Genomic DNA, 25,794 nt, shown 5'->3' on the forward strand with positions numbered 1-25,794 from the left:
GGGGGACGCGATGGCAGCCGAAGTGACGCTGGTGCTGGGCGGCGCCCGTTCGGGCAAGAGCCGCCACGCCGAGGGGCTGGTGACCGCGCACCCGCAGCCCTGGACCTACCTCGCCACCGCCGAGGCGTGGGACGACGAGATGCGCGCCCGCATCGCCCGCCACCGCGAGGACCGCGGCTCTGCCGGCTGGACCACCGTGGAAGAACCCCTGGACCTGCCCGGCGCTCTGCGCCGCCACGCCATTCCCGGTGCGGCGGTGCTGGTCGATTGCCTGACGCTGTGGCTGTCCAACCTGCTGGGCGCCGGGCGCGACGTGGAGGCGGCGACCGCCGACCTGCTGGCGGCGCTGGACGCGGCGGCGGGGACCGTGGTGCTGGTCTCCAACGAGGTGGGCTTGGGCATCGTGCCGGACAACGCGCTGGCCCGCGCCTTCCGCGACCACGCCGGGCGCCTGCACCAGCGGGTGGCGGCGCGGGCCGGGCGCGTGGTGTTCGTGGTGGCCGGCTTGCCGATGAACGTGAAGGGATAACCCGCCATGGCGCGCGCGCTGATGCTGCAAGGCACGGGGTCGGACGTCGGCAAGTCGCTGCTGGTGGCGGGGCTGTGCCGGGCGCTGGTGCGCCGCGGCCTGACGGTGCGGCCGTTCAAGCCGCAGAACATGTCCAACAACGCCGCGGTGACGGCTGATGGAGGCGAGATCGGCCGCGCCCAGGCGCTCCAGGCGCGCGCTTGCGGCGTGGCGCCCAGCGTCCACATGAACCCGGTGCTGCTCAAGCCGCAGACCGACGTCGGCGCCCAAGTGATCGTGCAGGGCCGCGTCGTCGGTTCGGCGCGCGCCGCCGACTATCAGGCGAAGAAACGCGAGTTGCTGGGCGCCGTGCTGGACAGCTTCGCGCGGATGAAGGCGGAGGCCGACATCATCATCGTCGAGGGCGCCGGCAGCCCGGCCGAGGTGAATCTGCGGGCCGGCGACATCGCCAACATGGGCTTCGCCTGCGCCGCCGACGTGCCGGTGCTGCTGGTCGGCGACATCGACCGCGGCGGCGTCATCGCCAGCCTCGTCGGTACCCATGCCCTGCTGGAGCCGGACGAGCGGGCGCGGGTCAAGGGCTTCCTGATCAACAAGTTCCGCGGCGACGTGCGGCTGTTCGACGGTGGCCTGCGCGTCATCGAGGAGCGCACGGGATGGCGCGGCTTCGGCGTGGTGCCCTGGCTGCACGAGGCGCGCAGCCTGCCGGCCGAGGACGCGGTCGCGCTGGACACCGCGCGGAGCACCAACGGCGGTCCGCTCCGCATCGCCGTGCCGGTGCTTGCGCGCATCTCCAACTTCGACGATTTCGACCCCCTGGCGCTGGAGCCGGAGGTGTCGCTGACCATGGTTCGCGCCGGCCAGCCGTTGCCCGGCGACGCCGATCTGGTGATCCTGCCCGGCAGCAAGGCGACCATCGCCGACTTGGCGTTCCTGCGCGCTCAGGGCTGGGACATCGATCTGGCGGCGCATCGCCGCCGCGGCGGACGGGTGCTGGGCATCTGCGGCGGCTACCAGATGCTAGGTCGCCGCATCGCCGACCCGCACGGCATCGAGGGTCCGCCCGGCGAGGCCCCCGGCCTAAGCCTGCTGGACGTGGACACGGTGCTCTCCGGCCCCAAGGTGCTGACCGAGGCCGCGGGAATCGAGACCGCGACCGGCGCGCCGGTGACCGGCTACGAGATGCACATGGGCCGCACGGACGGGGGCGACTGCGCCCGCCCCATTCTGCGCCTGGACGGCGGAGCCGTGGACGGCGCGGTGTCGGAGGACGGCCGGGTGGCCGGCTGCTACCTGCACGGCCTGTTCGGATCGGACGCCTTCCGCGGCGCGCTCCTCAAGGGCCTGGGCGGAACCGGCGGGCAGGGGATGCGCTACGGGCAACAGGTTGAAAGTGCTCTCGATGCCATTGCCGATCGGCTGGAACGGACACTCGACATGGACCTTATCCTGAACACGAGCTTTTGAGCGTTCGCCCTTGAGGGTTCCACTCCCAATGATCTACGCTGCCCAGGTTGTGTGTCTGAGCTGCTGAGCGTCGGGAGTGTGCATGGCTGAGGATGATCGCCGCGACGTGAATACGGACGTTGCCCCTGTGGACGTTGCCCCCGCGGACGCGGTCCCTGCGAATGTGGCCCCTGCGAATATCGATAGCGCGCCCGAAGAGGCGTCCCGGCCTGTCGAATCGTCGCCCCTGGACGACGTGAAGGCCGAGGTGGAGCGCATCCTGACCGGTGTGACGAACGATCTCCAGACGCGCGACACCACGTTCGACATGCCCATCGTTGACGAGCGCCGGTCGCTGGCGCTGTATACGGAAGCCGTGCGGATGCAGGTCAAACTGCACGCCACCACCGATTACGTCGCCGTGCAGGAACTCAGGATAGCGGCGGTCGGCCTGGAAAGCCGTTACAAGGTCTTCTCCGGTGCGCGCATCACGAAATTGATGTGCGCTTTGTTGGCGCTTCTCCTTCTTGCGTCCACCGTCGTCTGGCACACCCAAATCATTGACACCATCAAATGGTGGTTCGGCGACAACAAGCCGCTGAAGTTCATCACCATCGGGCTGTCCGGGTTCATGCTCTATTGGATCGGACGTGCCTCGCGCTATTCCGAGACGCTGACGGGCAAGTCTGGCGTCGTGCTCGACATGATTGTCGGCGTCATCGCGGCGGTGGTCGTGCCGCCGGTGATCGTCATTCTGTTCTTCGACACGGACGGCACGCTGCGGGAGTTCAAGCCCTCGCCCGAACTGCTGAGCTTTCTCTGCGGCTACAGCCTGAAGGTCATCCTGGATTTCCTCGCCAAGGTCATCGAGAAGGTGAACGCCGCGGTCCGGGCGCTCTAACTCATCCGCGCAGGACGGCCGCCAGCACCACCGCCACGCCGACCAGCACCATGCAGGCGCCGCGGTACAGCGCCAGCGCGCGGTCGATGTCGTCGGCGGTGGCCGCGGTGCGGCCCTGACCGAGCCACGCATCCATGATCCGCGTGCCCCCATAGGTGCGCGGGCCGCCAAGCCGCAAATCCAGCGCACCGGCCATGGCCGCTTCCGGCCAGCCGGCGTTGGGCGAGCGGTGGCGTCCGGCGTCCGCCCGCACCGACGCCCAGGCCTGTTGCGGCGAGGCTCCATCGGTAAACCCCGCCGAGGCCGTGAGCAGCACCGCCGCCAGCCGCGAGCCGGGCAAGTTCACCAGATCGTCGAAGCGCGCCGCCGCCCAGCCGAACGCCTCGTGCCGAGGGGTGCGGTGGCCGATCATGCTGTCGGCGGTGTTGGCCGCCTTGTACAGCGCCAGACCCGGCAGGCCGCCGACCAGCAGCCACACCGCCGGGGCCACCACGCCGTCCGAGAAGTTCTCGGCAAGGCTCTCGATGGCGGCACGGGCGACGGCGGGCTCGTCCAGCGTCGCCGGGTTGCGGCCGACGATGCGCCCGACCGCCTCGCGCCCGGCCGCCAACCCGCCGCTGCGCAACGACCCTGCCACAGCCGCCACGTGATCGTACAGGCTGCGTTGCGCCAGCAGCGTGGACGCCAGCGCCGCCTCCCACAGCCAGCCCAGCGGCAGCGCCCGGCAAAGGCCCGCCACCAGCGCCGCCGCCGTGCCGACCAAAGTCAGCAGCACGCCCAACGCCAGCACGCCGGCGAGCCGGCGTTGCCAGTCGGTCGCGTCGTCGTGGTTGAGCATCCGGTCCAGGCGGTCTATGAGGGCGCCGATCCACACCACCGGGTGGCGGATTTGCGGATAGAGTGCGTCCGGGTATCCGGCGGCGGCCTCGATGACCAGGGCGGCGGCGAGCACGGTCGGGTGTAGGTCCACGGTCGGCGGTATCCAAAGGGCAGGCAAGGGCGGGAAGAGGCGCGATCATGGCGGAAACGGCGAGCGGCACCAAGACCCAAGTCCAGCACCCGGTCCTGCATGGCGGCGACCTCGACGCCGCGCGCGCGGCGTTCCCCGATGCGCCAGCGCCGTGGGTGGACCTGTCCACCGGCATCAACCCGTGGCCCTACCCGTTGCCAACCATCCCCGACACCGCCTGGACCCGCCTGCCGGGCCACGCCGAGGAGAAGGCGTTGCGCGCCGCTGCCGCCGCGTACTACGGCGCCCCCTCCACCGGCCACGCCGCCGCCGGACCAGGGTCGCAGGCGCTGATCCAACTGCTGCCGCGGCTGCGCGGGCAGGGCACGGTGAGCGTGCTGGGGCCGACCTACGCCGAGCACGCCCGCGCCTGGGCCGCCGCCGGCCACGCCGTGCGCACCGTCGCCCGCATCGAGGATCTGGACGGCGACGTCGCCGTAATCGTCAACCCCAACAACCCCGATGGCCGCATCGTCGGCCGCGACGGGCTTCTGGCCCTGGGCCGGCGCTTCGCCGCGCGCGGCGGCTGGCTGGTGGTGGACGAGGCGTTCGCCGACGTGACCCCGCAGGCCAGCATCGCCGACGCCGCGGACCAGCCTGGGCTGATCGTCCTGCGCTCCTTCGGGAAGTTCTTCGGGCTGGCCGGCGTGCGGCTGGGGGTGGCGCTGGCGGCGCCGGCCCTGGCGGCGGCGATCCGCGACGCGTTCGGGCCGTGGGCGGTGCCGGGACCGGCGCTGGCGGTCGCGACGCGCGCCTTCCTGGATGAGTCGTGGATCGCCGCGATGCGCCGCCGGCTCGCCGACGCATCGGCCGATCTCGACCTTTGGCTGAGCCGCCTGGGCCTTTCGGTGGAGGGTGGAACGTCGCTCTATCGGCTTGCCCGTCACACACATGCAACGCAAATCGTTAACGCGTTGGGCCGGTCCGGCGTGCTGGTGCGGCGCTTCGAGGACCACCCGGAGTGGCTTCGGTTCGGCCTGCCGCCTGACGATGCCGCGCAACAAAGGCTCGTTCAGGTCGTCGGCAACGTGGTTTATAAATCAAATTCGCTTTAAAGTTATTGTTGTCTATTCTCCACACGCGACACAATGGCGCACCCGGAGCGCTCCGGGCGATCGGTTAGCCTGCGGACTAACGACACGATTGCGGCTCCACAGAACGGTATGACAAGCTCACGGCGATGTTCCACGCGGATGCTTCCACGGCTGCTGCGATGACGAAGGACGGTGCGGATCGGCCCTCGCCCTGGCGCATGTTCGACGCCCTGCCCACGGGTGTGTGCGTTGCCACGCCCGCCGGCCGGATCGTCTACGCCAACGCGCACCTGCACGAGCTGCTCGGGTACCCCTACGGCGAGCTGGAGGGGGAGAACGTGAGCCTCCTGCGCGGTGGCGACACCGTGCTGCCCATGCCCGGCCTGCCGCTGGAGGGCAAGGGTGGGCGCGAGCGCCGCTACCGCTGCCGCGACGGCGAGTTCGTCTGGGTGGTGGAAGCCATCAGCAGCTACCAGGGCGACAACGGCGAGCCGTACGAGCTGCGCACCGTCACCGACGTCTCGCACCACCGCCGCGCCGAGGTGGCGTTGCGCGACCAGCTCATCATGAAGGACGTGCTGTTCGAAACGCTGCCGGTCCCGGTGTTCCTCAAGGACGAGGAGGGGCGCTTCGTCGATTGCAACGACGCGTTCGAGCGCTACACCGGCCTGCCGCGCCGCCAGGTGATCGAGAAGACCTCGTTCGACGTGCTGGATGCGCCGCTGGCCCGCGTGCACGCCGCCATGGACCGCGACCTGCTGGTCAACTGGGGCCAGCGCAGCTACGAGGAGTCGGTGCCGCACGCCGACGGCCTGCCGCGCCGGGCGCGCGTGTCGAAGGCGGTCTACCGGGACAACACCGGTGAGGTCAGCGGCATCGTCGGCGTCATCCACGACCTCGCGGCGGAGGACCAGCCCAACGAGGCGCGGCTCCAGACCATCCTGGAGCAGAGCCCCATCGGCGTTTCGGTGTCGCGGCGCGACAACGGCGTGATCTTCTTCGCCAACACCCGCTTCGCCGAACTGACGGGCTTCCCGCGCGAGCAGGTCATCGGCTCGCACGCGCGCGACTACTACGTGGACGACAACCAGCGCGAACGCGTCATCGAACGGCTGCGCACCTCCGGCTCCGTCGTGAACATGGAGGTGCAGTTCAAACGGGCCGACGGCACCACCTTCTGGACGCTGTTCACCGTGAACCAGGCGGTTCTCCAGGGGGTCGAGGTCAACCTCGCCTGGATCTACGACTACACCGAGCGGCGCAACATGGAGGAGGCCCTGCGCGACATGGCCTCCAAGGACCCGTTGACCGGCATCTACAACCGGCGCTCGTTCATGGAGATGGCGCGCCAGCAGCTTGCCCGCTCACACCGCTTCAACGAGCCGATGTCGGTGGTGGTGCTGGACGTGGATCACTTCAAGAAGATCAACGACACCTACGGCCACGCCACCGGTGACGACGCGCTGCGCATGGTGGCGGGGGCGTGCTCGTCGATCCTGCGCGAGTACGACATCCTCGGCCGCCTGGGCGGCGAGGAGTTCGTGGTGGTGCTGCCCGGCGCCACGCCGGACGAGTCCCGCGTGGTGGCGGAGCGCCTGCGCCGCTACATCGCCCGCATGCCGATCAACAGCCCCGACGGGCGTTTCCATATGACCGCCAGCATGGGCATCGCCGGGATCGAGCCGGCCGGCGACACGCTGGAAAAGGCGATCCACCGCGCCGATCTGGCGCTGTACCGGGCCAAGCGCGAGGGCCGCAACCGCGTGGTGGTCTACGAATCCGGCATGTAGGTGAGGTACGACCGTGGTCGACAGTTTCGAGACCAAGCGCCTGCACGCCGCCCGCACCGGCCCGGATGATTTCGACGATCTGCTGCGCATGCACACCGACCCGGCGGTGATGGCGACGCTCGGTGGCACGGTGTGGAGCCGCGACGAGACGCACGCCTTCCTGGAACGCGTGCTGCACCATTGGGACCGCCACGGCTACGGCGTGTGGACGCTGCGCTCCAAGGACGACGGCGCCTTCGTCGGCCGCGCCGGGCTGCGCCGCAAGGTGATCGAGGGCTATGAGGAAACCGAGCTTCTGTACGCCTGCATGCCCGAATACTGGGCGCGCGGCCTGACCACCGAAGCGGCGGAGGGCATCGTCGGGCTTGCCTTCGACCGGCTGCTGATGCCGAACCTCGTCGCCTTCACGCTGCACGGCAACACCGCGTCGCGCCGGGTCATGGAGAAGACCGGCTTCGGTTACGAGCGGGACTTCATCCACGCCGGGCTGCCGCACGTGCTGTACCGCCGGCGCCGGCCGAAATCATGAATATGGCAGCCCCGACGCGCCAGGACCGGCGCCGGCAGGAACGTGAAGACGACAAGCTGCTGCGCCACGGCATCCCTCCCGGTGACGATGCGGAACCGTTGCTGGCCGAGGCCCGCCGTCTGCTTCGCCTGCTGCGTGGCGGCGACGTGGCCGATGCGGCGGCGGAGATCCATGGCGGCTTCGACACGGCGCTGCGCCGCACCCCGCGCGAGCCGGTGGCCTGCCGGAAGGGCTGTTCGCACTGCTGCATCAGCTACGTGGCCGCCACCGCGCCGGAGCTGTTCCTCATCGCCCGCAGCCTGAAGGGCTCGCGCCGCACCGCGGTCGCCACCCGCGTCGCCGAAGCGGACGCCGCCACGCGTGGCCGCAGCATCGCCGAACGCTTCGCCGCCCCGCGGCTCTGCCCGCTGCTGGAGGACGGAGCCTGCGGTATCTACCCGGTGCGCCCCACCGCCCGCCGCAGTCTGGCGTCCTTCGACGCGGAGGTCTGCGCGCGCAGCTTCGGGACGAACAGCGGGGAGGGGCTGCCGGCGCCCGCGGCCGGCATGCACGTGCGCAGCGCCTATCAGGCGAGCCTGCGCGCCGCGCTGACGCTGGCCGGGCTGCCGGCGGTGGCGTACGAACTGAACGCGGGGCTGAACCGGGTGTTGCAGACGCCCGACGCCGAGGCGCTGTGGCTGAATGGCGAGGACGTGTTCGCCGGGATTGCGCCCGAGGCGGTGGCGAAGCCACGCTTCGACGAGACGGTGCGGCTGCTTGTGGCGGAGTTGCGGGCGGAGGGGCTTGGAAGCTGATTGCGCTGTGCGCTACAGCGCCCGTGCCGACAGCGGCATCGCCCGCACCTCTTCCACGTACGCTTCCAGTTCCATGGCACGGCGCACGCCGGTGTGGCTGGCCAGCACGCGGCGGCGGGAGGCTCGGCCGATGGCGCGGGCGCGCGGGGCGGGGGTGTCGCGCAGCCAGCGGGTGACCTGTTCGCTGTCGCGAGCGATCAGGATCTCCTCGCCGGGCCGGAACAGGGTTTCCAACCCGTCCCAGGAGTCGGAAATGATCGGCGTGCCGCAGGCCGCCGCCTCGAACAGGCGCACGCTGGGCGACCAGCCCGCCGCCACCATGTCGGCACGCGTCACGTTCAGCGTGAAGCGCTGGGCGTTGTAGAAGCGGCGATGCCCGGCCGGCGGCAGATGCTCCACCCGCTGCACGTTGGCCGGCCAGTCGATCTCCACCGGATACTGCGGCCCGGCGGCGATGAAGCTGCCGCGCGGCAACCGGCGGGCCGGCTCGATCAGCAGGCGGTTCAGCGTCGGCTGGCGGTCGGCGCTGTAGGTGCCGAGGTACCCCAGATCCCAGCGCACCGGCCCCAGTTCGGGGAAATAGGCGTCGGGGTCCACCGAGCAGTACAGCACCCGCGCCCGCTGCGCGCCGAACTCCTGTTCCAGCCGGTCGAGGATCGGACCGCCGGTGAAGGACAGGTAGAGGTCGAAGCCGGGAACGATGGCGGCGCTCAGGTACTCGGTGTCGCCACGCTCCAGCCGCGCCACGGTGACCGGCGTGTCGATGTCGTAGAAAGCGGTGACACCCTCCGCGGTCGACTGCGCCCAGGCGCTCACCGCGACGCCGTCCGGCACGTAGGAGCCGACGATGACCAGATCGGCGCGCCGCACCGCCGCGGCGTGCCTCTCCGCCAGTTCGTCCAGGCTGCCGTAGAGCGCCACCTTGCAGAAATCCGGCTTGGGCAGGTCGCGGTTGTCCGCGTACCAGGGCTTGTCACGCTCCAGGAACAGCACGCGGTGGCCGCGCGCCGCCATGCCCTTCAGCAGCGCGCGGTAGGTGGTGGCGTGCCCGTTGCCCCAGGACGAGGTGATCGACAGGCCGAGAACGACGACGTCCAGCATCACACCCCCTCCACGAGGCGCAGGTGCGTGACGTCCATGCCGGACAGCAGCGCCTCGACCAGCACGGCGCGCTGCTCGTAGGTGTGGTGGGCCAGCACGCGCTTCATGGCGGCCTGGCCGATGGCGTGGGCGCGCTCCGGCGTCAGCGCGGCGACGTGCCCGGCCACCTCGGCGCCGTCGCGGGCAACGAGAACCTCGCGGCCGGGCTCCAGGAACGCCTGGATGCCGACCCATTCGTCGGAGATCAGACACGCCCCGGCGCCGGCCGCCTCGAACACGCGGGTGGCGGGAGAATAGCCCATGGCCGCCATGCTCTCGCGGCTGATGTTCAGCACCGCCATGGCCGAGCAGTTCAGCGCGTTGTGATCCGCGGTGTAGACGTGGCCCAGCGCCGTGACGTTGCTCGGCATCGGCTTGTCATGCCAGCCGTTGCCGCCCAGCAGGAAGCGCTTCTCCGGCAGGCGCCGCGCGGCGTCGAGGAAGAACCGCTCCACCCGCGCCTCGCGGTCGGGCAGGCGGTTGCCGAGGAAGGTCAGGTCGGCGGAGAACCTGGGCTGGAACGGCACGGGGTGGTGGGTGTCGGGATCGAGCGCGTTGTAGACCGGCACGCAGGCCTGCGCCCCCAGCGCCCGGAACGCCGTGGTCACCGGCGGCCCACCGCCATAGGTCAGCACGAAGTCGAATTTGGGGATCAGCGCCCGCAACGGCTCGGCCGGGTTGGCGTTCAGCTGCGCCAGCGTCGCCGGGGCGTCCACGTCCCAATAGACGGCGAGGCCGTCCCGGCGGCGGATGTCCAGCACCCCGGCCGCCAGCAGATCGTCGAAGACGCCGACGCCGCTGGCCTTGACGACGATGTCGGCGCCGCGCGCGGTGTCCAGGACACGGGCGACGCCGTCCGCGGTCGCCGGGTAGACGACCACCCCGGCCCAATCCGGGTCGGGGATGTCTCGGTGCTTCTGGCGGTCGTAGGCGTCCGGCTCGAAGAACGTCACGCGGTGGCCGCGCGCCGCCAGCGCCCGGATGATGCCGCGGTAGTAGGTCGCGGCACCGTTCCAGTAGGCCGACACAAGGCTCGACCCGAAGAAGGCGATCTTGAGACCGGCCATCAGACGATGCCCTCCTTCACGGAAGCGGAGGCGCCCAGTTCGGCGCAGACGGCCAGCAGTTCGTCCACGCGGTGGGCGCAGGTGTGGCGGCGGCGGATGGTCTCCAGCCCGTTGCGGGCGAGGTCCGCCGCCAGATCGCGGCAGTTGAGGACGAGGCGGATCAGCTCCGTCACCGCCTTGCCGTTGCGGGCGACGAGGAAGTCGGTGCCGGGCCGGAACAGCCCCTCGGCATCCAGCCAGGGCGCCGAGATGAGCGGGATGCCGCAGGCCAGCGCCTCGAACACGCGGATGGTCGGAATGCCCGGCAACGCCTGCACATAGGGCCGGCGCGGCACGTGCACCGTCACGCGGTGGCGGGCGAACAGCTCCGGCACCTTGTGGTTGGGCAGCCAGCCGCCGTAGCGAATGCCGGCCTCCTTCAGAGCAGTCAACGCATCGTCGGGATAGCGCACGCCGTGGACGAGGGCGCGCAGTTTGAGGGTACGCACCGGCTCCAGCAGGAATTCGTGCAGTTCGGCGGTCCGCTCGCCGTCGCCCCAATTGCCGATCCAGACGAGGTCGCCCTCCTCCGGCGCGCCGGGCAGCGGCTTGAACAGCGCCGTATCGGCGGCCTCGTGCCATGTCCAGGCGCGGCCGGTCCAGCCGAGATCCAGATAGCGCTGACGCAACACCTCGCCGAACGCCAGCACGCCGTCGTAGGCGCTCAGGTCCAGCGCCGCCATTTCCTCGGGCTTGGAGACGATGCGGTGGTGGGTGTCGTGGAACAGCAGGCGGTAGCGCCCGCCCTGCGCCCGGTGGCGGCCGATCCGCGCGACCAATGCCGGGTCGGTCCACTCGTGCACCAGCACCATTTCGGCGCCGTCCAGCGCTGCGTCGAGGTCGAGGGTGGCGAGGTCGTAGCTCTCCGACGTCATGCCGGGGAAGGCGGCGTGGACGTCGGCTTCCGCCTGCGCCCCGGCGTCGGCCAGCATGTTGGCGCGGCTCCAGCCGCTGGCCGGCTCCAGCACCCGCACGGCGTGGCCGCGAGCGGTCAGCTCGCGCACCACGCCGCGCAGGAAGTGGGCGTTGCCGTGGTTCCAGTCGGAGATAAGCGAGTGGGTGAACAGGACGAAGCGCATCGGCTCCCGCGTGTTGTGCATGGCTCTGGGCCGCCTAGCCTGGAACAGCTGCCGGCGCTTGCGAAGCCGGGGAAGAGCGGTACGCCCAGCGGTCGCTCAACAGCTTGGCGTAGGCGTCCCGGTACCCGCGCGCCATGCGCACCGCGCCGTACGCGCGCGCCCTCCTCCGGGCGAGGGCGCCCAACTCCTTGCGGTGGACGGGATCGGCGGCCAGCCGGTTGAGGGCGTCGGTCAAACCGCTGCGGTCGTCGGGACCGACGAACAGGGCGCAGCCGTCCCACAGTTCGCGCAACGTCGGGATGTCGCCCAGCACCAGCGCGCAGCCGGCCAGCGCCGCTTCCAGCACCGCCAGCCCGAACGGCTCATATCGGGCGGGCAGGGCGAAGATCGCCGCGCGGCCGAACACCCGCGCCAGTTCCTCCGACGCCAGACGCCCAAGGTGGCGGACATGCCGCGGGGGCGTGTCGGAGCCGTCCGGCCCGCGCGTGTCGCCGGCCACCAGCACCGGCCACTCCAGGCGCGGCGCCACGGCGTCCAGCGCCGCGATGTTCTTGGCCTTGTCCCACACCCGCCCGGCGCTCAGCACGAAAGGCTGTTTCGGCAACGGTCGGAAAAGGGCGGGATCGCGGCCGTTGGCGATGACCCGCGCACGCCCCAGCGGTCCATAGAGCTCGTCCAGGCAGTCGAGCATGGCCCGCGTCGGCGCGATCACCAGATCGGCCAGCCGCAGCCCGTCCGCCACGCGCCCGGCGTAGCGGTCCCAGTCCTTCGGCGCCCGTTCGCCATGCACGCCCCGCCACCAGGACAGCACGCAGGAATGGCCGACGCACAGCACCGGCGCCCTGAAGGGCAGCGCCGCCTGGGCATAGCCGTTGACGTGCACGATGTCCGGCCGGACGCGGCGTTCCAGCGTCAGCAGCCAATCGCCGGCACGCCGCATGTCTTCGTCGGCGTCCGGCATCCATTCCAGGCGGAACGGCGCTTCGTCCAGGGTCATGCCGGGGATGCGGGCAGCCGCAGCCCGCCTGCGCTCGTCCAGCCCGCCGCCCATCACCGCCAGCGACACATTGATATCGAAGCGCGCCAAGGCCCGCGACAGCTCCAGCGCGTAATCCCAGACGCCGCCCACGGTGTCGGCCGTCATCAGGATGCGGTGTGGCTTGCCGGCCCCCACCTCAGGCGCCTCCGACCGCTTCCAATTCGCGGATCGGGCGCGGCGTCTGGTCCTGGAAGTCGCAGAAGGCGCTGTGGTGGGTGAGGTAGTGGTCCACCGCCCGTTCCCACGCCTCGTCGTCGGGCAGGCCCCAGCGCAGCCGGTACTCGGGCGAACCGGGGTAGGGGAACAGCGGCACCGGATCGTTGGCCCACACGCCGTGCGCCCGCATGTGCTCGCGCCACTCGGCGATCCGCTCGGGCGTGTCGTGCTCGGACAGGATCAGGTTGGCCTGCACGAAGGGCACCACCCGCTTGGCGAGGATCAGGCGCCGGCTCAGTTCGTCGGTGCCCATGCGGCATTTCTTGTCGAGCGCGGCACGGCCCTCCACCGACAGGCTCTCGACGCCGGCCTCGATGGACACGCAGCCGGCCTGGCCCAGCCGTTCGATCATCGCCGGTTTCCACAGATCGAGCCGCGTCTGGATGCCGAACGTGACCGGCCGCTCGGCCAGCACCTGCAACAGCGGTTCGTTGGGCAGGAATATCTCGTCGATGAAGTAGACGTACTCCACGCCCTGCGCGACGAGGCCGTCCAACTCCTCGATCAGCGCCGGCAGCGACCGCTTGCGGTAGACGTCGCGGAAGTTTTCCTTAGCGCAGAAGGTGCAGTTGTACGGACACCCGCGCGACGCCTCCATCTCGGCGCCGGGACCGCCCGGCGCAGCGTCGAAGCGGTGATGGTGATGCCGGTGAGCCGTGATCCACGCGTCCGGCCAGTGCAGCGCCGGCAGATCGGTGAACGCCGCCGCCGCCGGCCCGCCGTTCACCCGGACCGCGTCGCCGTCCCAAGCACAGACATGCTGCACCGCCGTCCAATCCGCGGATTCGGCCAGCCGGACCAGCACCTCCTCGCACTCGCCCATGACGACCGCCTCGACGCCCAGCTTGCGCAGCGTCGCCTTGGGCGTGGTGGAGCCGTGCGGCCCGACCGCGACCATGCGCCCGCCCACGTCCCGCAAAGCCGCGACCATGCGCATCGGCACCCGCAGCTCCGGCGGCGCGCAGCGCCAGAACAGATAGCTCGGCGCCGTGGTCACCACCGTCACGTCGGGCCTGAGCGCCGCGACACGCTCCCGCGTTTCCTCCAGGCTCAGGCCGAAAAGCTGCGCATCGACAATGTCCGCCTCATGCCCGGCCCGTTCCAGCAGAAGCTTGGCGCAACCGAACTCCAGCGGCAGGTGCGGGTCGCGGCACCCGAAGTAGATGCTGCCGTCGAAGCTCCAGGGCGGGTTGACGAGCGCGAACCTCATGCGTCCACTCCTCACGACGCCACGCGGCGGCGGCTGGGCACGGCGGGCGCTGCGTCCGACAGCCAGCGGCACAGCCGCGCCAGCCCTTCGTCGGCGCCGACCCGCGGCCGCCAGCCGGTGCGCTCGGCGAATTTGCGGGTGTCCGAGACGTACCAGGGCTGGTCGCCCGGCCGCCAGGCATCGTACCGCCGCTCCACCGTACAACCGGTGAGGCGGGGCAAACGCTCCAGCACGTCGTGCAGGCTGACCGCGTTGTCCGGCCCGCCGCCGATGTTGAACGCCTCGCCCTTCACCGAGCCGATGCGTTCCACGGCCAGCCGCAGCGCCTCGACCAGATCGTCCACGAACAGCACGTCGCGGACCTGCCGGCCGTCGCCGTAGAGCGTGATCGTCTCCCCCGCCAGCGCGCGCCTGACGAAGTGCGCCACCCAGCCCTGGTCCTCGGTGCCGAACTGGTGCGGGCCGTAGATGCAGCTCATGCGGAAGACGGCGCAGGGCAGGCCGTAGGTCTTGGCGTAATCCAGAACGTACTGGTCGGCCGCCCCCTTGGAGCAGCCGTACGGGCTGACGAAATCCAGCGGCTGCCCCTCGCCGACGCCGAGCCCGGCCATCAGCGCGTCGCGCGGCACATAGCACTCGCCGTTGGTGTAGAAGCTCACCCCCGGCAGCTTGCCGTACACCTTGTTGGTCGAGGTGTAGACCAGCGGCGGCGGGGTGCGCCGGGCGCGCACCGCCTCCAGCAGGTTCAGCGTGCCGGCGGCGTTGACGGTGAAGTCGTGCACCGGATCGGCGAGGCTGGTGGTCACCGCCACCTGGGCCGCCAAATGGTAGACCGCCTCGGCGCGCGCCACCGCGCCACGCACCGCCTGCCCGTCGCGGATGTCGGCGATGTGCGCGTCGATGCGCTCGCCGTGCGTCGCCCGCAGCCACGCGAGGTTCCGCTCCACCCCGGCGCGCGACAGATTGTCGAGAATGATGACCCGCCGCCCCTCGCACGCCAGCCGGTGCGCCAGATTGCAGCCGATGAAGCCGGCGCCGCCGGTGATCAGAACGCTGTCGGGAGGGGCACCCGCCAGCCGGGCGTTCATACCGACAGCCCCCGGCCGGCCAGCTCGCGGCGCATCTCGTCGATGCGATCCACGGCGATCTGGCGGCTCAGCCACTCGGCCAATTCGGCCAACCCGTCCTCCAGCGTCACCCGCGGCTCGTAACCGAGCACCGCGCGCGCCCTGGAGATGTCCGGCCAGCAATGGCGTATGTCGCCGACGCGGCATTGGCCGGTGACCTCCGGCTCGATGTCCTCGCGCCCGACCGCCACCGCCAGCGCCGCCGCGGCGTCGTGCACGGTGCGCGACACGCCGCTGCCGATGTTGAAGACGCCGCCGGCCGCCCTGACGGCCGCGTTGTCCGCCGTCATGGCGAGACGGATCGCCTGCACAACGTCGTCCACATGCACGAAGTCCCGGCGCTGGTGGCCGTCCTCGAAGATCGACGGCGCCTTGCCGTTGAGCAGCCGGGCGGCGAAATTCGCCAGCACGCCGGTATACGGGTTGGATAACGCCTGCCGGGTGCCGTAGCAGTTCCAGAACCGCAACGCCACGGTGGGGATCGCGTAGGTCTCGCCGATCAGCAGGCAGAGCCGTTCCTGCACGTACTTGTTCAGCGCGTAGACCGAGGCCAGCGTCGGCCGCACGCCCTCGTGGGTCGGTGCAGGGCGAACGCCGTTGCGCCCCGCCACCTCGTGCTCCCATCGGCCGGCGCGCATCTGTTCGACCGGCCGGGCGGCGACCTCGACCGGGCGGCCTTCCGCGTCCACATACAGCCCTTCGCCGTACACGCTCATGCTCGACGCCACGACGACGCGGCCGACCGGCCGTTCGATCAGCGCCTGCATCAGCACCGCCGTTCCGGCGTCGTTCACGTCGGTGTATTCGCCCACCTGATACATGCTCTGCCCGACCCCTACGCGCGCGGCGAGGTGGGCCACGGCGTCCACGCCTTTCAGGGCGGATGCCACCGCGTGCGCGTCGCGAACGTCGCCCACCCGCAGTTCGACGTCGGGGTGCAGGTAGTCGGGACGCCGCCCCGTTTCGCCGTGCACTTGTTCTTCCAGCGAGTCCAGCACACGAACACGATGCCCCAGCGCCAGCAACTCATCGGCGAGGTGGGAACCGATGAAGCCGGCACCGCCGGTGATCAGAACTCGCTGCGTCATGGGACCCTCCAGAACGTCTCGTTCAGCGGCGTGAACGTGGAGGTAACAGCGCAAGTTCCTGTAAAAACCGAAGATTTTTGAACCTTACGTCGTAAGGCCAGTGCCCCCTGCGGCCCGCCTTTAACTTGCGCGCGGTGGTGGTCGGCGCACTTGCGATGCCAGAACGGCGGGGCATCCGAACGTTTGTTGTTACATAACTGAAATTAAACTCAAATTGACCGCAATCAAATTTTGTTGGTACTACCATGATACAGGCTGCGCGGGCCGGGCATGCGAAGGCATGCGCCGGGCCGACGAACGGGCAAGGGGCAGACATGGCGCGTCCAGGCGTTCATCCGACGGGGCACGAACGGAGCTTCCAGCCCGACGAGATCATCGTCTCCAAGACGGATCTCAAGGGCATCATCACCTACGCCAACGACGTCTTCATCCGCGTCAGCGGCTATGGCGAGGAGGATCTGTTGGGCAAGCCGCACAACCTCATCCGCCACCCGGACATGCCGCGCAGCGTCTTCAAGCTGCTGTGGGACACACTGGCGAACGGGCAGGAGGTTTTCGCCTACGTCGTCAATCTGGCGCGCAACGGCGATCATTACTGGGTTTTCGCGCACGTCACGCCGGTCTACGGCAACGGCGGGCGCATCGTCGGCTATCACTCCAGCCGCCGCGTGCCGGCGCGCCCGGCGGTGGAGAAGGCGGCCGGCCTGTACAAGGCGATGCGCGCCGAAGAAGCGAAACACGCCAGCCCCAAGGACGGCATGGCCGCCGCCGGGGCATTGTTGGGAGCCATCCTCCGGGACAAGGGCACGACCTATGACGAGTTTGTCTTCACTCTCTAAGAGCCTGGGCGCCATCGGCTGCGCGGCGGCCGCCGCGGCGGTGCAGGGCGTGGTCGGTGCGGTGTCCGGCGACTGGACGGTGGCGGCGTTGGCCGTGGCCGGGCTGGTCCCGTGCGGCTTGGCGCTGCGCTGGGTCGCCACCTCGCGCGCCCACCTCGATCAGGCCAGCGCGGTGATGGCGGCGGCGGAAAAGGGCGACCTGCAACCGCGCGTCCTGCACGTGCCCGGCGACGACGCCGTGTCGGTCATGCTGCGCAACATCAACCGCCTGCTCGACCGCGTGGAGTCCTTCGGCAAGGAAGCCAACGCGGCCATGCAGTACGCGGCCGAGGGCCGCTACTTCCGCCGCATCGTCATGACCGGCATGGTCGGCGACTTCGCCATCTACGCCGGGCATGTGAACGACGGCCTTGCCGCCATGGACCGCAAGAGCTCCGAATTCGTGACGAGCGCCACGCGCCTCGGCGCCAGCATCCGCGAGGTGGCGCAGGTCCTGTCCGCCAGCGCCTCGCAGTTGGAGGCAACGTCCGGCAGCATGAGCCACGTGGCGTCGCAGACCTACCAGCAATCCTCCGACGCCGCCCAGGCGGCCGACGTGGTATCGGGCAACGTCGAGGGCGTGGCCGCGGCCAGCGCGCAGGTCTCCGGCGCCATTGCCGAGGTGGCGCGCGGCGTCGCCCGCACGGCGGAACTGGCGAAGGACTCGGTGGGCAAGGTGGTCGAGGCAGACGGCACCATCCGCTCTCTTCTGGAGGCGTCGGAGCAGATCGGCGCGGTGGTCCAGCTCATCAACTCGATCGCCAGCCAGACCAACCTGCTGGCCTTGAACGCCACCATCGAGGCGGCGCGGGCGGGCGAGGCCGGCAAGGGTTTCGCGGTGGTCGCCACCGAAGTGAAGAACCTCGCCAACCAGACCGCGGGCGCCACCGAGGAGATCACCAGACAGATCGGCGCGGTGCAGGCGGTGACCAAGGCGACGGCGGAAGCGATTCAGCTCGTCGGCCAGATGATTCACGACATCGATGAGATTGCCGTCGGCATCGCCGGCGCCGCCGAGGAGCAAAGCGCCGCCATCGGCGAGATCAGCCGCTCGATCCGCGACGCCTCGGAAGGGGTTCGCACCGTGGCGGGCGCCGTCACCCACGTGGTCGCCGGCACCCAGGAGGCGAGCGCCGCCGCCGGAGAAGTGCTGACCTCGGCCGGCGATCTGGCGCGCCGCGCGGTGGACCTCAACCGGGACATCGACGCCTTCGTTGACCGCGTCTGCGTCCAGCGGTAAGGCGCTCTTGCTCCTGCCGCCCGCGCGGCATAGGATTAAAGTCTCCGTTGGCGGAGGCGTGCCCGCACGCCACCGGGCGAATGCAACGCTCACAGGAAACGCGTTGCATGGTGTTGCACTGCGTTGCATCCGACGATGTCGGGCCGCGCTGTACTCACCGCGTCATTGCTGACGGTGCATGATCGGAATGAGACACCACGCTGATCTGCGTTTCATAGCGTTTCATAGCGTTTCATAGCGTTTCATAGCGTCTCACGGGGCAGCAAGGCCGCGGCGCTTCCCGTTCAGCCGACGGGGTCCGGCTCGGCGTGCTCGCGGTGGACGCACGCGTAGGCCGCGTCCAAGGCCAGCGCTTCGGCCGCCGCCGTCGCCATGTCGTGCTGCCGCACCGCCGTCACCACGCGCGCGGCGGCGGCGGCCACCTCCGTGAAGCCGATGCTGGCGGCGGCGCCCTTTAGCGTGTGCGCCTCGCGCTCGGCGGCTTGCTGGTCGGCCGCCTGGAACGCCCGGCGCAGCCGGTCGAGGTGACCGGGGGAATCGCGGAAGAAGGTGAACAGCAGCGTGCGCATGCCGGCCTCTCCCAGGACGTCGCGCAGTTCCGCCATCTTGTCGGCGTCCACCGGCTGGACGGGCTTCGGCCCGGCGGGGGCAGGGGCTGCCGGGTCGACCAAGGGCTGGGACGCTTGCGCCGTGAGCGGGAAGCCGCCCGGCCGCCCGGCCCAGCGCGACACCGTGGCGAGCAGGCGTTCGGCGTCCACCGGTTTGGCGAGATAGTCGTCCATGCCCGCGGCGTAGCACAGCGTATCGTCGCCGCGCATGGCGTTGGCGGTCATGGCGATGATCGGGATGCGGGCGATGGCGCCGGGCAGGTGGCGGATCACCCGCGTCGCGTCCAGCCCGTCCATCTCCGGCATCTGCACGTCCATCAGCACCATGTCGTAGGGGATGGCGCGCACTGCGGCGACCGCCTCGGTGCCGCTCGACACCGCTTCCGCCACATGGCCGGCACGGCGCAGCAGCGCCAGCGCCAACTGCTGGTTCACCGGGTTGTCCTCCGCCACCAGCACCCGGCAGCGGCGGGCCGGCGCGGTGGCGACGGTGGCGGCGCGCATGGGCAACGGTTCCGAAGCCCCGCCATCGGCGTCGAGGAGCCGGGCCAGACAAGTCTTCAGCGCGTCCAGCCGCACCGGTCTGACCAACTGCGCGTCCACGCCAACAACGGGCACATCCCCGCCATGCTGCGAGGAGGCCAGCACCAGACGCAGCCGGGCCAGCGCCGGGGTGGCGCGGATGCGCTCCGCCAGTTCCGGGCCGGTGACGCGCGGCATGCGGTGATCGAGAATGGCGGCGTCGAAGGGCGCCCCGCGCGCTTCGGCGGCGGTGAGCGTGGCCAGCGCCTCGTCGGCGGTGGCGGTGGCCTCCGCCACGATGCCGAAGGCGGCGAGCTGGCGCACCAGAACCTCGCGGTTCACTGCCATGTCGTCCACCACCAGCACGCGCCGTCCCGACCAGCGCAGCTCCGGGTCGGCCGGGACGGAGATCCGCTCCAGCGGCACCGTGAACCAGAAGGTGCTGCCGCGGCCGGGAGCGGTGTCGACGCCGATGCTGCCGCCCATCAACTCGGTCAGGCGCTTGCAGATCGCCAGTCCCAGCCCGGTGCCGCCGTGGCGCCGGGCCGGTGTCGCGTCCACCTGCGAGAACATGGAGAACAGGCGCCGCTGGTCGGCGTCGGCGATGCCGATGCCGGTGTCGCGCACCTCGAAACGGACGCGCACGCGGTTGTCCTCGGCCGCCTCCTCGAACAGCAGGATGGAGATGCTGCCCTGGTCCGTGAACTTCACCGCATTGCCGGCAAGGTTGATGAGAATCTGCCGCAGGCGGGCCGGGTCGCCGCGCAGCGTGCCGCGCAACGGCGGCGGTACGAAGCTCACCAGTTCCACCCCCTTGGCGGAGGTGCGCGGGGCGAGGATCTCCACCACGCTCTCGACCAGCGGTACGAGTTCGAACTCGCCCATCTCCAGGTCGAGCTTGCCGGCGTCGATCTTCGAGAAGTCGAGGACGTCGTTGATGATGGTCAGCAGCATTTCCGCCGAATCGCGGATCGTGCCGGTGTAGGAGCGCTGCTCCTCGGTGAGTTGGGTGTCCAGCAGCAGGCCGGCCATGCCGATCACGCCGTTCATCGGTGTGCGGATCTCATGGCTCATGGTCGCCAGGAATTCCATCTTGATGCGCTGGCCGGCCTCGGCCTTCTCCTTGGCCTCGCGCAGATCGGCTTCGGCGTGCTTGCGCTCGGTCAGGTCGCGGACGATGGCGGCGAACAGCGGGCCTCCCTGGGTCCGCACCTCGGCGATGGAAATGTCGAGCGGGAACTCCTCGCCCGAGCGGCGCAACGCGGTCACCTCGCGGCTGAAGCCGGCGGGCGGGCGCGACCCCAGCCCGGCGAGGTCGCGCAGGCGCCGGGCGTGTGGCTCCCGCTCGCCTGGGACCATCAGTTCGGTGATGTTGCGGCCCACCAGATCGCCGGGGGGGAAGTTGAAGATGCGGTGCGCGGCGCTGTTGGCGCTCTCGATCCGGCCATCGGCGCGGGCGGTCAGGATGCCCTCGACCGCGGTTTCCAGGATCGCCTTGAGGCGCGCGTTGCCCTCCTCCAGCGCCACGCCCTGCCGGTGCAGCAGGCCGTGGCTGCGCATGAGCAGGCGCGTGAACAGGGCGATCAGCACGATGAAGGCGCCGGCAATCAGCGCGCTGTCGCGGATGTTGGCGCGCCACGCCGCCAGTTCGTCCTCCTCGTCGTGGCTGAGCACCAGCACCAGCGGCCAGACGGGGGTGGCCCGGTAGGCGACGATCCGGCGCCGTCCGTCCGCCGTCTCGCTGAACACGCCGTGCTCGGCCTGGCGCAGGTGGGAACGGAACGGCGACGCGGCGGCGTCCGACCGGCCCACCGCCACGGCGTTCGCCGGCAACCCGGCAAGCAGCACGCCGTCGAAGCGGTACAGCGTCACCGAGCCGTGCTCGCCGATCTGCACGGCTTCGAAGATGCCCTGCATGTACTCGGGATTGACGGCGGCGACCACGACGCCCAGCAGCTTGCCCTGGGCTTCGCGCACCGGCAGGCTCATGGGCAGCAGCCAGTGGCCGGAGCGGTCGTCGTGCGGCGCCACGAGCGTGCGCCCGCGCACCGGCAGGCCGACGAACAGGTCCTTCTCGTTGCCGCTCAATGGCGCGCGGACGAAGTCGTGCTCGCCCAGCGCGGTGTCGGGTGCGGCCCCCGCCTCGGTGGTGACGACGACGCGCCCGGCGGTATCCAGCAGCGCCAGCGAGCGCAGGTGCGGCGAGCGGCGCACGCGTTCCCGCAACAGCTCCAGCGTGTCGGCACGCGCCGCGTCGGATTCGGGAAGGCCGGCGACGGCCAGAGAGTCGGCAACGGAGGCGAGGGTGACGTCCACCGCCTGCACGGTGCGCGTGGTGCTGGCCTCCAGCGCGCTGGCGAGTTTGGCGAGCGATTGCGACGCCTTCTCCAGCGACAGCGTGCGCCCGGCGTGGAGCTGGTAGCCGAGGTCGAACAGGATCGCGGCCACGGAAACCAACGCAAAGGCCAGCAAACCGCCCCGGTTCAGGAAGAGGCCGTGCTTGGCCATGCGTGCGAAACTCCCGGCGCGGATCGACGGTTTGTGGCTCGTCCGGGAGCCGCCCGCGGTCATGGTTCGGATATTAGGCATTTGCGTAAAAGCCTGCAAGCAAGGGCTGTGTGTACGGGCCGTGGCGCGCGATACTAAGATGCCTTATTATCTGCCGAAGCAATGCTGGGGATAAGGTACGTGGCGATGCGCAGCGGTGTGGCCGCGTTGGCGGTGCTGTTGGCGGCGGGCATGGCTGCCGGGACGGCGAAAGCCGCGCCGCGGCTGGACGGCGTGCAGGCGAGCGGCACCTTGCGGGTCTGCGTCTGGCCCGATTACTACGCGATTTCCTACCGCAATCCGCGCACCGGCGAACTCCAGGGCATCGACATCGATCTGGCGAACGCTTTCGCGAGCGACCTCGGCGTCGCCGTGGCGTTCGTTGAGACCAGCTTTGTGCGGTTCGTCGACGATTTGCTGGCCGACCGCTGTGACATCGGCATGTTCGCCATCGGCGTCACGCCGGCACGGGCGCAGCGCGTCGCCTTCAGCGATCCCTACCTGCGCAGCGGCATCTACGCGGTCACCACGCGCGCCCACGCGCGCATCCACGGGTGGGAGGACATCGACCGCGACGGCGTGGTGGTGGCCGTGCAGAAGGACACCTACATGGACGGCTTCGCGCGAACGTCGTTCAAGGCGGCCAAGGTCGTCGCCGTGACCCGCCCGCAGGAGCGCGAGGACGAGGTGCAGTCCGGCCGCGCCGACGCCTTCCTCACCGACTTCCCCTATGGCCAGCGGATGTTGGCCTTCCACGCCTGGGCGCGGCTGATCCAGCCGGAGTCACCGGTGCAGGTGACGCCCTACGCCTACGCCGTGTCGCCGGGCGACGGAGCGTGGCTGGACCGGGTCAACGCCTTCGTCGCGGCGGTGAAGCAGGACGGCCGCCTTGCGGCCTTCGCCGCCCGCAACGGCCTGACGCCCATCATCGCCACCGACTGACGGAGGAGCCCAATGCGACGCGAGGTCTATCGCGATCGCCAGGAGGCAGGGCAACGCCTGGCAACAGTGCTGGAGCCCTGGCGGGATGCGCATCCCCTGGTGCTCGGGTTGGCGCGCGGCGGCGTGGCTGTGGGGGCCGCGGTGGCGCGGGCGCTCGGCTGCCCGCTGGAGCCTTTGCTCGTCCGCAAGATCGGCGTGCCTGGCCAGGAGGAACTGGCGGCCGGCGCCGTGGTCGACGTGCCGACGCCGCAGACGGTGCTCAACGAGGACGTCTGCGCCGGTCTCCGCGTGCCCGAGGCCTACATCCGCGCCGAGGCGGCGCGCCAGCTGGCGGAAATCGCGCGCCGTCGCCGCGCCTATGTGGGCGACCGGGCGCCGCTGCCGGTGGCCGGCCGCACCGCCATCGTGGTGGACGACGGCATCGCCACCGGAGCCAGCATGCGCGCGGCGTTGCTGGCGGTGCGCCGCGCCGGCCCGGCGGCGCTGGTGATGGCGGTCCCGGTCGGGCCACCAGACACGCTGGACACGTTGGCGGCCGAGGTCGACGCGGTGGTCTGTCCGTTGCGCCCCGATCCGTTCTACGCCATCGGCATGTTCTACCGCGACTTCCACCAGATGGACGACGCGGAGGTGGTGGCGTGCCTGGAGGCGGCGCGAGCCCCCTAAATTTCCACTTGGGTGCCCAGTTCCACCACGCGGCCGGGCGGGATGCAGAAGAACTCGGTGGCCGACAGCGCGGTCTTCGACATCAGGATAAACATCGGCTCACGCCACGTCGGCAGGCCGACGCGCTTGGAAGGAATCAGCGTCTCGCGGCCGAGGAAGAACGAGGTGTCCATCATGTCGGTGTGCAGGCCGTACTTGCGGCAGCGCTCCAGCGCCTGCGGGACGTGCGGCTGCTCCATGTAGCCGTAGTGCAGGATCACCCGGAAGAAGCCCTTGCCCATCTTCTCCACCTGAATGGCGCGGTCCTCGTACACCCAGGGCACGTCGTCGGTGATGACCGTCAGGATGATGACCCGCTCGTGCAGCACCTTGTTGTGCTTGATGTTGTGCAGCAGGACGTGCGGCACGACGTCGGGGTTGCCGGTCATGAACACGGCGGTACCGGCGACCCGCATCGGCGATTCAGGCTTGATGCGCGCCAGGAACATCTCCATGGGCAGCGAGTCCCGGTAGAGCTGCTCCGCCAGGACGTCGCGGCCCTGGCGCCACGTGGTCATGATGAAGAACACCGCCACCGCCGCCACCAGTGGGAACCAGCCGCCCTGCGGCACCTTCAGCAGCGTCGAGCCGAACAGCGCCAGATCCACCACCAGGAAGGCGGAGAACGCCAGCGCCGTCAGCCACGCGCTCCAGTGCCAGAGCCGGCGCGCCACCACGGCGGCGAGGATGGCGTCGATGACCATGGCGCCGGTGACCGACACGCCGTACGCCGCCGCCAGATTGCTGGACGACTGGAAGGCGATCACCAGGAACACCACGCCGGTCAGCAGCAGCCAGTTGTTGCGCGGAATGTAGATCTGCCCGATCTCGTGCACCGAGGTGTGGCGGATCTCCCGGCGCGGCAGATAGCCGAGCTGCACCGCCTGCCGGGTCAGCGAGAAGGCGCCGGAAATCACCGCCTGGCTGGCGATCACCGTCGCCATCGTCGCCAGGATCACCAGCGGGTAGAGCAGCCAGTCCGGGGCGAGGTGGTAGAACGGGCTCGCCCGCGCGTCCGCGTCGTGCAGCAGCAGGGCGCCTTGCCCGAAATAGTTCAGCAGCAGCGCCGGCAGGACGAAGAACAGCCAGACATAACGAATCGGCTTGCGGCCGAAATGCCCCATGTCGGCGTACAGCGCTTCGGCCCCGGTGACCGCCAGCACCACCGCGCCCAGGCCGACGAACGCTTCCCAGCGGTGCTCGACGATCAGTAGGACGGCGTATTCCGGGTCGATCGCCCGCAACACGTCGGGCCAGCGGGCGATCTGGATCACCCCCAGCACCGCCAGCGTGGCGAACCACACCATCATCACCGGCCCGAACAGGATGCCGACCCTGCCCGTGCCCTGTCGTTGGAAGACGAACAGCACTGCGATCACCGCCAGCGTGATCGGCACGACGTAGGGATCGAACACCGGCGTGGCGACCTTAAGCCCTTCGACCGCGCTGAGCACCGAGATGGCCGGCGTGATCAGGCTGTCGCCGAAGAACAGCGCCATGCCCAGGATCGCCAGCCCGATCAGCATGCGCTGGCTGCGCGGCTTGGAAAGGCCGCGCTGCGCCAGCGTGCCGAGCGCCAGAACGCCGCCTTCTCCCTTGTTGTCGGCGTGCATGACGATGGTGACGTACTTGACGGTGACGACGATCATCAACGTCCAGGTCACCAGCGAGAGCACGCCCAGCACGGTCGCCTCGTTGAGCGGCAGGTGGGCTTCGGCGAACACCTCGCGCATGGTGTAGAGCGGGCTGGTGCCGATGTCGCCGTACACCACGCCGAGCGCGCCGAGCATCAGCGCGGGAAGCCGGCTGGTGGCGGTGTGACCGTCTGCGTTGGCGGAGGTCTGCACGGTCATGGCGGCGGTCGTTTCCCCTTTGGCGCGCCTTTGGCCCGGCATCGGCGCCGAAGGGGCGCCTTGCCGTCCACAGTTACAACATCCGACGAACATCCTCCACAGACAAGCCCCCAGCGTCAGGGCAGGCTTTGGTGGGATGAGAACGTAGCGCGAACTTAGCGCTTGATGTTCACATTACGTTCTGTCAGGCTCTGTGTCACCAGATAGCTTCACCTGACGATGAGACGGAGGTCAGCCATGACGATGATGCGGTTCCTGCGGGAGATGTTCACCCTGGTTGCGCTCCTGAGCACGCTGTACGCCTGGACGCTGCTCGGCCACGCGCTCGTTCTGTGATACGGCGGGCCTGTGCTTCCAGATGAAGCGCGCCGGTTCCTTCGGCCATCAATGCCGGAAGTGGTACTGTTCTTTTAGCGGGCGGCGGGGTGTGTCCCGCATCGGTATAGTATCCGAAATCTCAAG

21 protein-coding genes are annotated in these 25,794 nt (G+C 70.0%); 11 read left to right on the forward strand and 10 right to left on the reverse strand.

Translation table 11 applies throughout. The annotated features are described in order from the left end of the window. The first annotated feature begins 10 nt into the window (after positions 1–10). From cobU to ACSVDD_RS01160, 3 genes are all read left to right on the forward strand, one after another. Positions 11–529: a bifunctional adenosylcobinamide kinase/adenosylcobinamide-phosphate guanylyltransferase gene (cobU, locus tag ACSVDD_RS01150; protein WP_448187452.1), complete on the forward strand. Its 519-nt coding sequence runs from the start codon at positions 11–13 to the stop codon at positions 527–529. Positions 530–535: 6 nt separating this feature from the next. Next, positions 536–1,996, forward strand: a complete 1,461-nt coding sequence (locus tag ACSVDD_RS01155) for a cobyric acid synthase (protein WP_448187453.1) — start codon at positions 536–538, stop codon at positions 1,994–1,996. Positions 1,997–2,078: 82 nt separating this feature from the next. Then, positions 2,079–2,876 carry a hypothetical protein gene (locus tag ACSVDD_RS01160; RefSeq protein WP_448187454.1) on the forward strand — a complete coding sequence of 266 codons (798 nt, stop codon included), beginning with the start codon at positions 2,079–2,081 and terminating at the stop codon, positions 2,874–2,876. A 1-nt stretch (position 2,877) separates the two neighbouring features. On the opposite strand, the gene cbiB is transcribed toward ACSVDD_RS01160, so the two are convergent. Further along, positions 2,878–3,846, reverse strand: a complete 969-nt coding sequence (cbiB, locus tag ACSVDD_RS01165) for an adenosylcobinamide-phosphate synthase CbiB (protein ID WP_448187455.1) — start codon at positions 3,844–3,846, stop codon at positions 2,878–2,880. Positions 3,847–3,893: 47 nt separating this feature from the next. On the opposite strand from cbiB, the gene cobD reads away from it, so the two are divergent. The 4 genes from cobD (at position 3,894) to ACSVDD_RS01185 (ending at position 8,032) form a co-directional block, all read left to right on the forward strand. Continuing rightward, positions 3,894–4,940, forward strand: a complete 1,047-nt coding sequence (gene cobD / locus ACSVDD_RS01170) for a threonine-phosphate decarboxylase CobD (protein WP_448187456.1) — start codon at positions 3,894–3,896, stop codon at positions 4,938–4,940. Between the two features lie 158 nt (positions 4,941–5,098). Then, positions 5,099–6,709: a sensor domain-containing diguanylate cyclase gene (locus ACSVDD_RS01175; protein WP_448187457.1), complete on the forward strand. Its 1,611-nt coding sequence runs from the start codon at positions 5,099–5,101 to the stop codon at positions 6,707–6,709. A gap of 13 nt (positions 6,710–6,722) precedes the next feature. After that, the gene (locus ACSVDD_RS01180; protein WP_448187458.1) at positions 6,723–7,238 is read left to right on the forward strand and encodes a GNAT family N-acetyltransferase; all 516 of its coding nucleotides are present in this window, start codon (positions 6,723–6,725) and stop codon (positions 7,236–7,238) included. A 2-nt stretch (positions 7,239–7,240) separates the two neighbouring features. Continuing rightward, on the forward strand, positions 7,241–8,032 hold the full coding sequence (locus ACSVDD_RS01185; protein ID WP_448187459.1) for a hypothetical protein: 792 nt from the start codon (positions 7,241–7,243) through the stop codon (positions 8,030–8,032). Positions 8,033–8,044: 12 nt separating this feature from the next. Here ACSVDD_RS01185 and ACSVDD_RS01190 read toward each other — a convergent pair whose 3' ends face one another. From ACSVDD_RS01190 to ACSVDD_RS01220, 7 genes are read right to left on the reverse strand one after another with little or no spacing between them, the layout of a single operon-like run. Further along, complete coding sequence (locus ACSVDD_RS01190) at positions 8,045–9,133, reverse strand: CgeB family protein (RefSeq protein ID WP_448187460.1); 1,089 nt, start codon at positions 9,131–9,133, stop codon at positions 8,045–8,047. Continuing rightward, positions 9,133–10,239: a CgeB family protein gene (locus ACSVDD_RS01195; RefSeq protein WP_448187461.1), complete on the reverse strand. Its 1,107-nt coding sequence runs from the start codon at positions 10,237–10,239 to the stop codon at positions 9,133–9,135. Before ACSVDD_RS01195 ends, ACSVDD_RS01190 begins: the two co-directional genes overlap by 1 nt. Further along, positions 10,239–11,378, reverse strand: a complete 1,140-nt coding sequence (locus ACSVDD_RS01200; RefSeq protein ID WP_448187462.1) for a CgeB family protein — start codon at positions 11,376–11,378, stop codon at positions 10,239–10,241. The genes ACSVDD_RS01195 and ACSVDD_RS01200 overlap by 1 nt, the downstream gene beginning before the upstream one ends. Before the next feature lie 13 nt (positions 11,379–11,391). After that, positions 11,392–12,531 carry a glycosyltransferase family 4 protein gene (locus ACSVDD_RS01205; protein WP_448187463.1) on the reverse strand — a complete coding sequence of 380 codons (1,140 nt, stop codon included), beginning with the start codon at positions 12,529–12,531 and terminating at the stop codon, positions 11,392–11,394. 1 nt (position 12,532) lies between these two features. Beyond that, complete coding sequence (locus ACSVDD_RS01210; RefSeq protein ID WP_448187464.1) at positions 12,533–13,822, reverse strand: TIGR04295 family B12-binding domain-containing radical SAM protein; 1,290 nt, start codon at positions 13,820–13,822, stop codon at positions 12,533–12,535. An 11-nt stretch (positions 13,823–13,833) separates the two neighbouring features. Further along, a complete protein-coding gene (locus ACSVDD_RS01215) occupies positions 13,834–14,910 on the reverse strand; it encodes an NAD-dependent epimerase/dehydratase family protein (RefSeq protein ID WP_448187465.1) in 1,077 nt (358 codons plus the stop codon). Continuing rightward, positions 14,907–16,037, reverse strand: coding sequence for an SDR family NAD(P)-dependent oxidoreductase (locus ACSVDD_RS01220; protein ID WP_448187466.1), 1,131 nt, complete (start codon positions 16,035–16,037; stop codon positions 14,907–14,909). Before ACSVDD_RS01220 ends, ACSVDD_RS01215 begins: the two co-directional genes overlap by 4 nt. 314 nt (positions 16,038–16,351) lie before the next feature. Here ACSVDD_RS01220 and ACSVDD_RS01225 point away from each other — a divergent pair, with 314 nt between their 5' ends. Both ACSVDD_RS01225 and ACSVDD_RS01230 read left to right on the forward strand, forming a co-directional pair. Then, positions 16,352–16,876 carry a PAS domain-containing protein gene (locus tag ACSVDD_RS01225; RefSeq protein ID WP_448187467.1) on the forward strand — a complete coding sequence of 175 codons (525 nt, stop codon included), beginning with the start codon at positions 16,352–16,354 and terminating at the stop codon, positions 16,874–16,876. After that, positions 16,851–18,155, forward strand: a complete 1,305-nt coding sequence (locus ACSVDD_RS01230) for a methyl-accepting chemotaxis protein (protein WP_448187468.1) — start codon at positions 16,851–16,853, stop codon at positions 18,153–18,155. The genes ACSVDD_RS01225 and ACSVDD_RS01230 overlap by 26 nt, the downstream gene beginning before the upstream one ends. A 284-nt stretch (positions 18,156–18,439) precedes the next feature. On the opposite strand, the gene ACSVDD_RS01235 is transcribed toward ACSVDD_RS01230, so the two are convergent. Next, positions 18,440–21,793: a response regulator gene (locus ACSVDD_RS01235; protein WP_448187469.1), complete on the reverse strand. Its 3,354-nt coding sequence runs from the start codon at positions 21,791–21,793 to the stop codon at positions 18,440–18,442. A 186-nt stretch (positions 21,794–21,979) separates the two neighbouring features. Between ACSVDD_RS01235 and ACSVDD_RS01240 the strand changes: the two genes are divergently transcribed. Both ACSVDD_RS01240 and ACSVDD_RS01245 read left to right on the forward strand, forming a co-directional pair. Beyond that, positions 21,980–22,774: a substrate-binding periplasmic protein gene (locus tag ACSVDD_RS01240; protein WP_448188492.1), complete on the forward strand. Its 795-nt coding sequence runs from the start codon at positions 21,980–21,982 to the stop codon at positions 22,772–22,774. A 12-nt stretch (positions 22,775–22,786) separates the two neighbouring features. Next, complete coding sequence (locus ACSVDD_RS01245) at positions 22,787–23,440, forward strand: phosphoribosyltransferase (RefSeq protein ID WP_448187470.1); 654 nt, start codon at positions 22,787–22,789, stop codon at positions 23,438–23,440. Here the strand turns inward: ACSVDD_RS01245 and ACSVDD_RS01250 are convergent. Beyond that, on the reverse strand, positions 23,437–25,332 hold the full coding sequence (locus ACSVDD_RS01250; protein WP_448187471.1) for a potassium transporter Kup: 1,896 nt from the start codon (positions 25,330–25,332) through the stop codon (positions 23,437–23,439). The two genes, ACSVDD_RS01245 and ACSVDD_RS01250, sit on opposite strands and share 4 nt — an antisense overlap. Positions 25,333–25,794 lie beyond the last annotated feature (462 nt).

It is taken from the genome of Azospirillum terrae, from assembly GCF_053470425.1.

Coding starts and splice junctions, on each gene's coding strand:
- cobU (WP_448187452.1), top strand. CDS start 11: ATGGCAGCCGAAGTGACGCTGGTGCTGGGCGGCGCCCGTTCGGGCAAG.
- ACSVDD_RS01155 (WP_448187453.1), top strand. CDS start 536: ATGGCGCGCGCGCTGATGCTGCAAGGCACGGGGTCGGACGTCGGCAAG.
- ACSVDD_RS01160 (WP_448187454.1), top strand. CDS start 2,079: ATGGCTGAGGATGATCGCCGCGACGTGAATACGGACGTTGCCCCTGTG.
- cobD (WP_448187456.1), top strand. CDS start 3,894: ATGGCGGAAACGGCGAGCGGCACCAAGACCCAAGTCCAGCACCCGGTC.
- ACSVDD_RS01175 (WP_448187457.1), top strand. CDS start 5,099: ATGACGAAGGACGGTGCGGATCGGCCCTCGCCCTGGCGCATGTTCGAC.
- ACSVDD_RS01185 (WP_448187459.1), top strand. CDS start 7,241: ATGGCAGCCCCGACGCGCCAGGACCGGCGCCGGCAGGAACGTGAAGAC.
- ACSVDD_RS01190 (WP_448187460.1), bottom strand. CDS start 9,133: ATGCTGGACGTCGTCGTTCTCGGCCTGTCGATCACCTCGTCCTGGGGC.
- ACSVDD_RS01195 (WP_448187461.1), bottom strand. CDS start 10,239: ATGGCCGGTCTCAAGATCGCCTTCTTCGGGTCGAGCCTTGTGTCGGCC.
- ACSVDD_RS01200 (WP_448187462.1), bottom strand. CDS start 11,378: ATGCACAACACGCGGGAGCCGATGCGCTTCGTCCTGTTCACCCACTCG.
- ACSVDD_RS01210 (WP_448187464.1), bottom strand. CDS start 13,822: ATGAGGTTCGCGCTCGTCAACCCGCCCTGGAGCTTCGACGGCAGCATC.
- ACSVDD_RS01215 (WP_448187465.1), bottom strand. CDS start 14,910: ATGAACGCCCGGCTGGCGGGTGCCCCTCCCGACAGCGTTCTGATCACC.
- ACSVDD_RS01220 (WP_448187466.1), bottom strand. CDS start 16,037: ATGACGCAGCGAGTTCTGATCACCGGCGGTGCCGGCTTCATCGGTTCC.
- ACSVDD_RS01225 (WP_448187467.1), top strand. CDS start 16,352: ATGGCGCGTCCAGGCGTTCATCCGACGGGGCACGAACGGAGCTTCCAG.
- ACSVDD_RS01230 (WP_448187468.1), top strand. CDS start 16,851: ATGACGAGTTTGTCTTCACTCTCTAAGAGCCTGGGCGCCATCGGCTGC.
- ACSVDD_RS01235 (WP_448187469.1), bottom strand. CDS start 21,793: ATGGCCAAGCACGGCCTCTTCCTGAACCGGGGCGGTTTGCTGGCCTTT.
- ACSVDD_RS01240 (WP_448188492.1), top strand. CDS start 21,980: ATGCGCAGCGGTGTGGCCGCGTTGGCGGTGCTGTTGGCGGCGGGCATG.
- ACSVDD_RS01245 (WP_448187470.1), top strand. CDS start 22,787: ATGCGACGCGAGGTCTATCGCGATCGCCAGGAGGCAGGGCAACGCCTG.
- ACSVDD_RS01250 (WP_448187471.1), bottom strand. CDS start 25,332: ATGACCGTGCAGACCTCCGCCAACGCAGACGGTCACACCGCCACCAGC.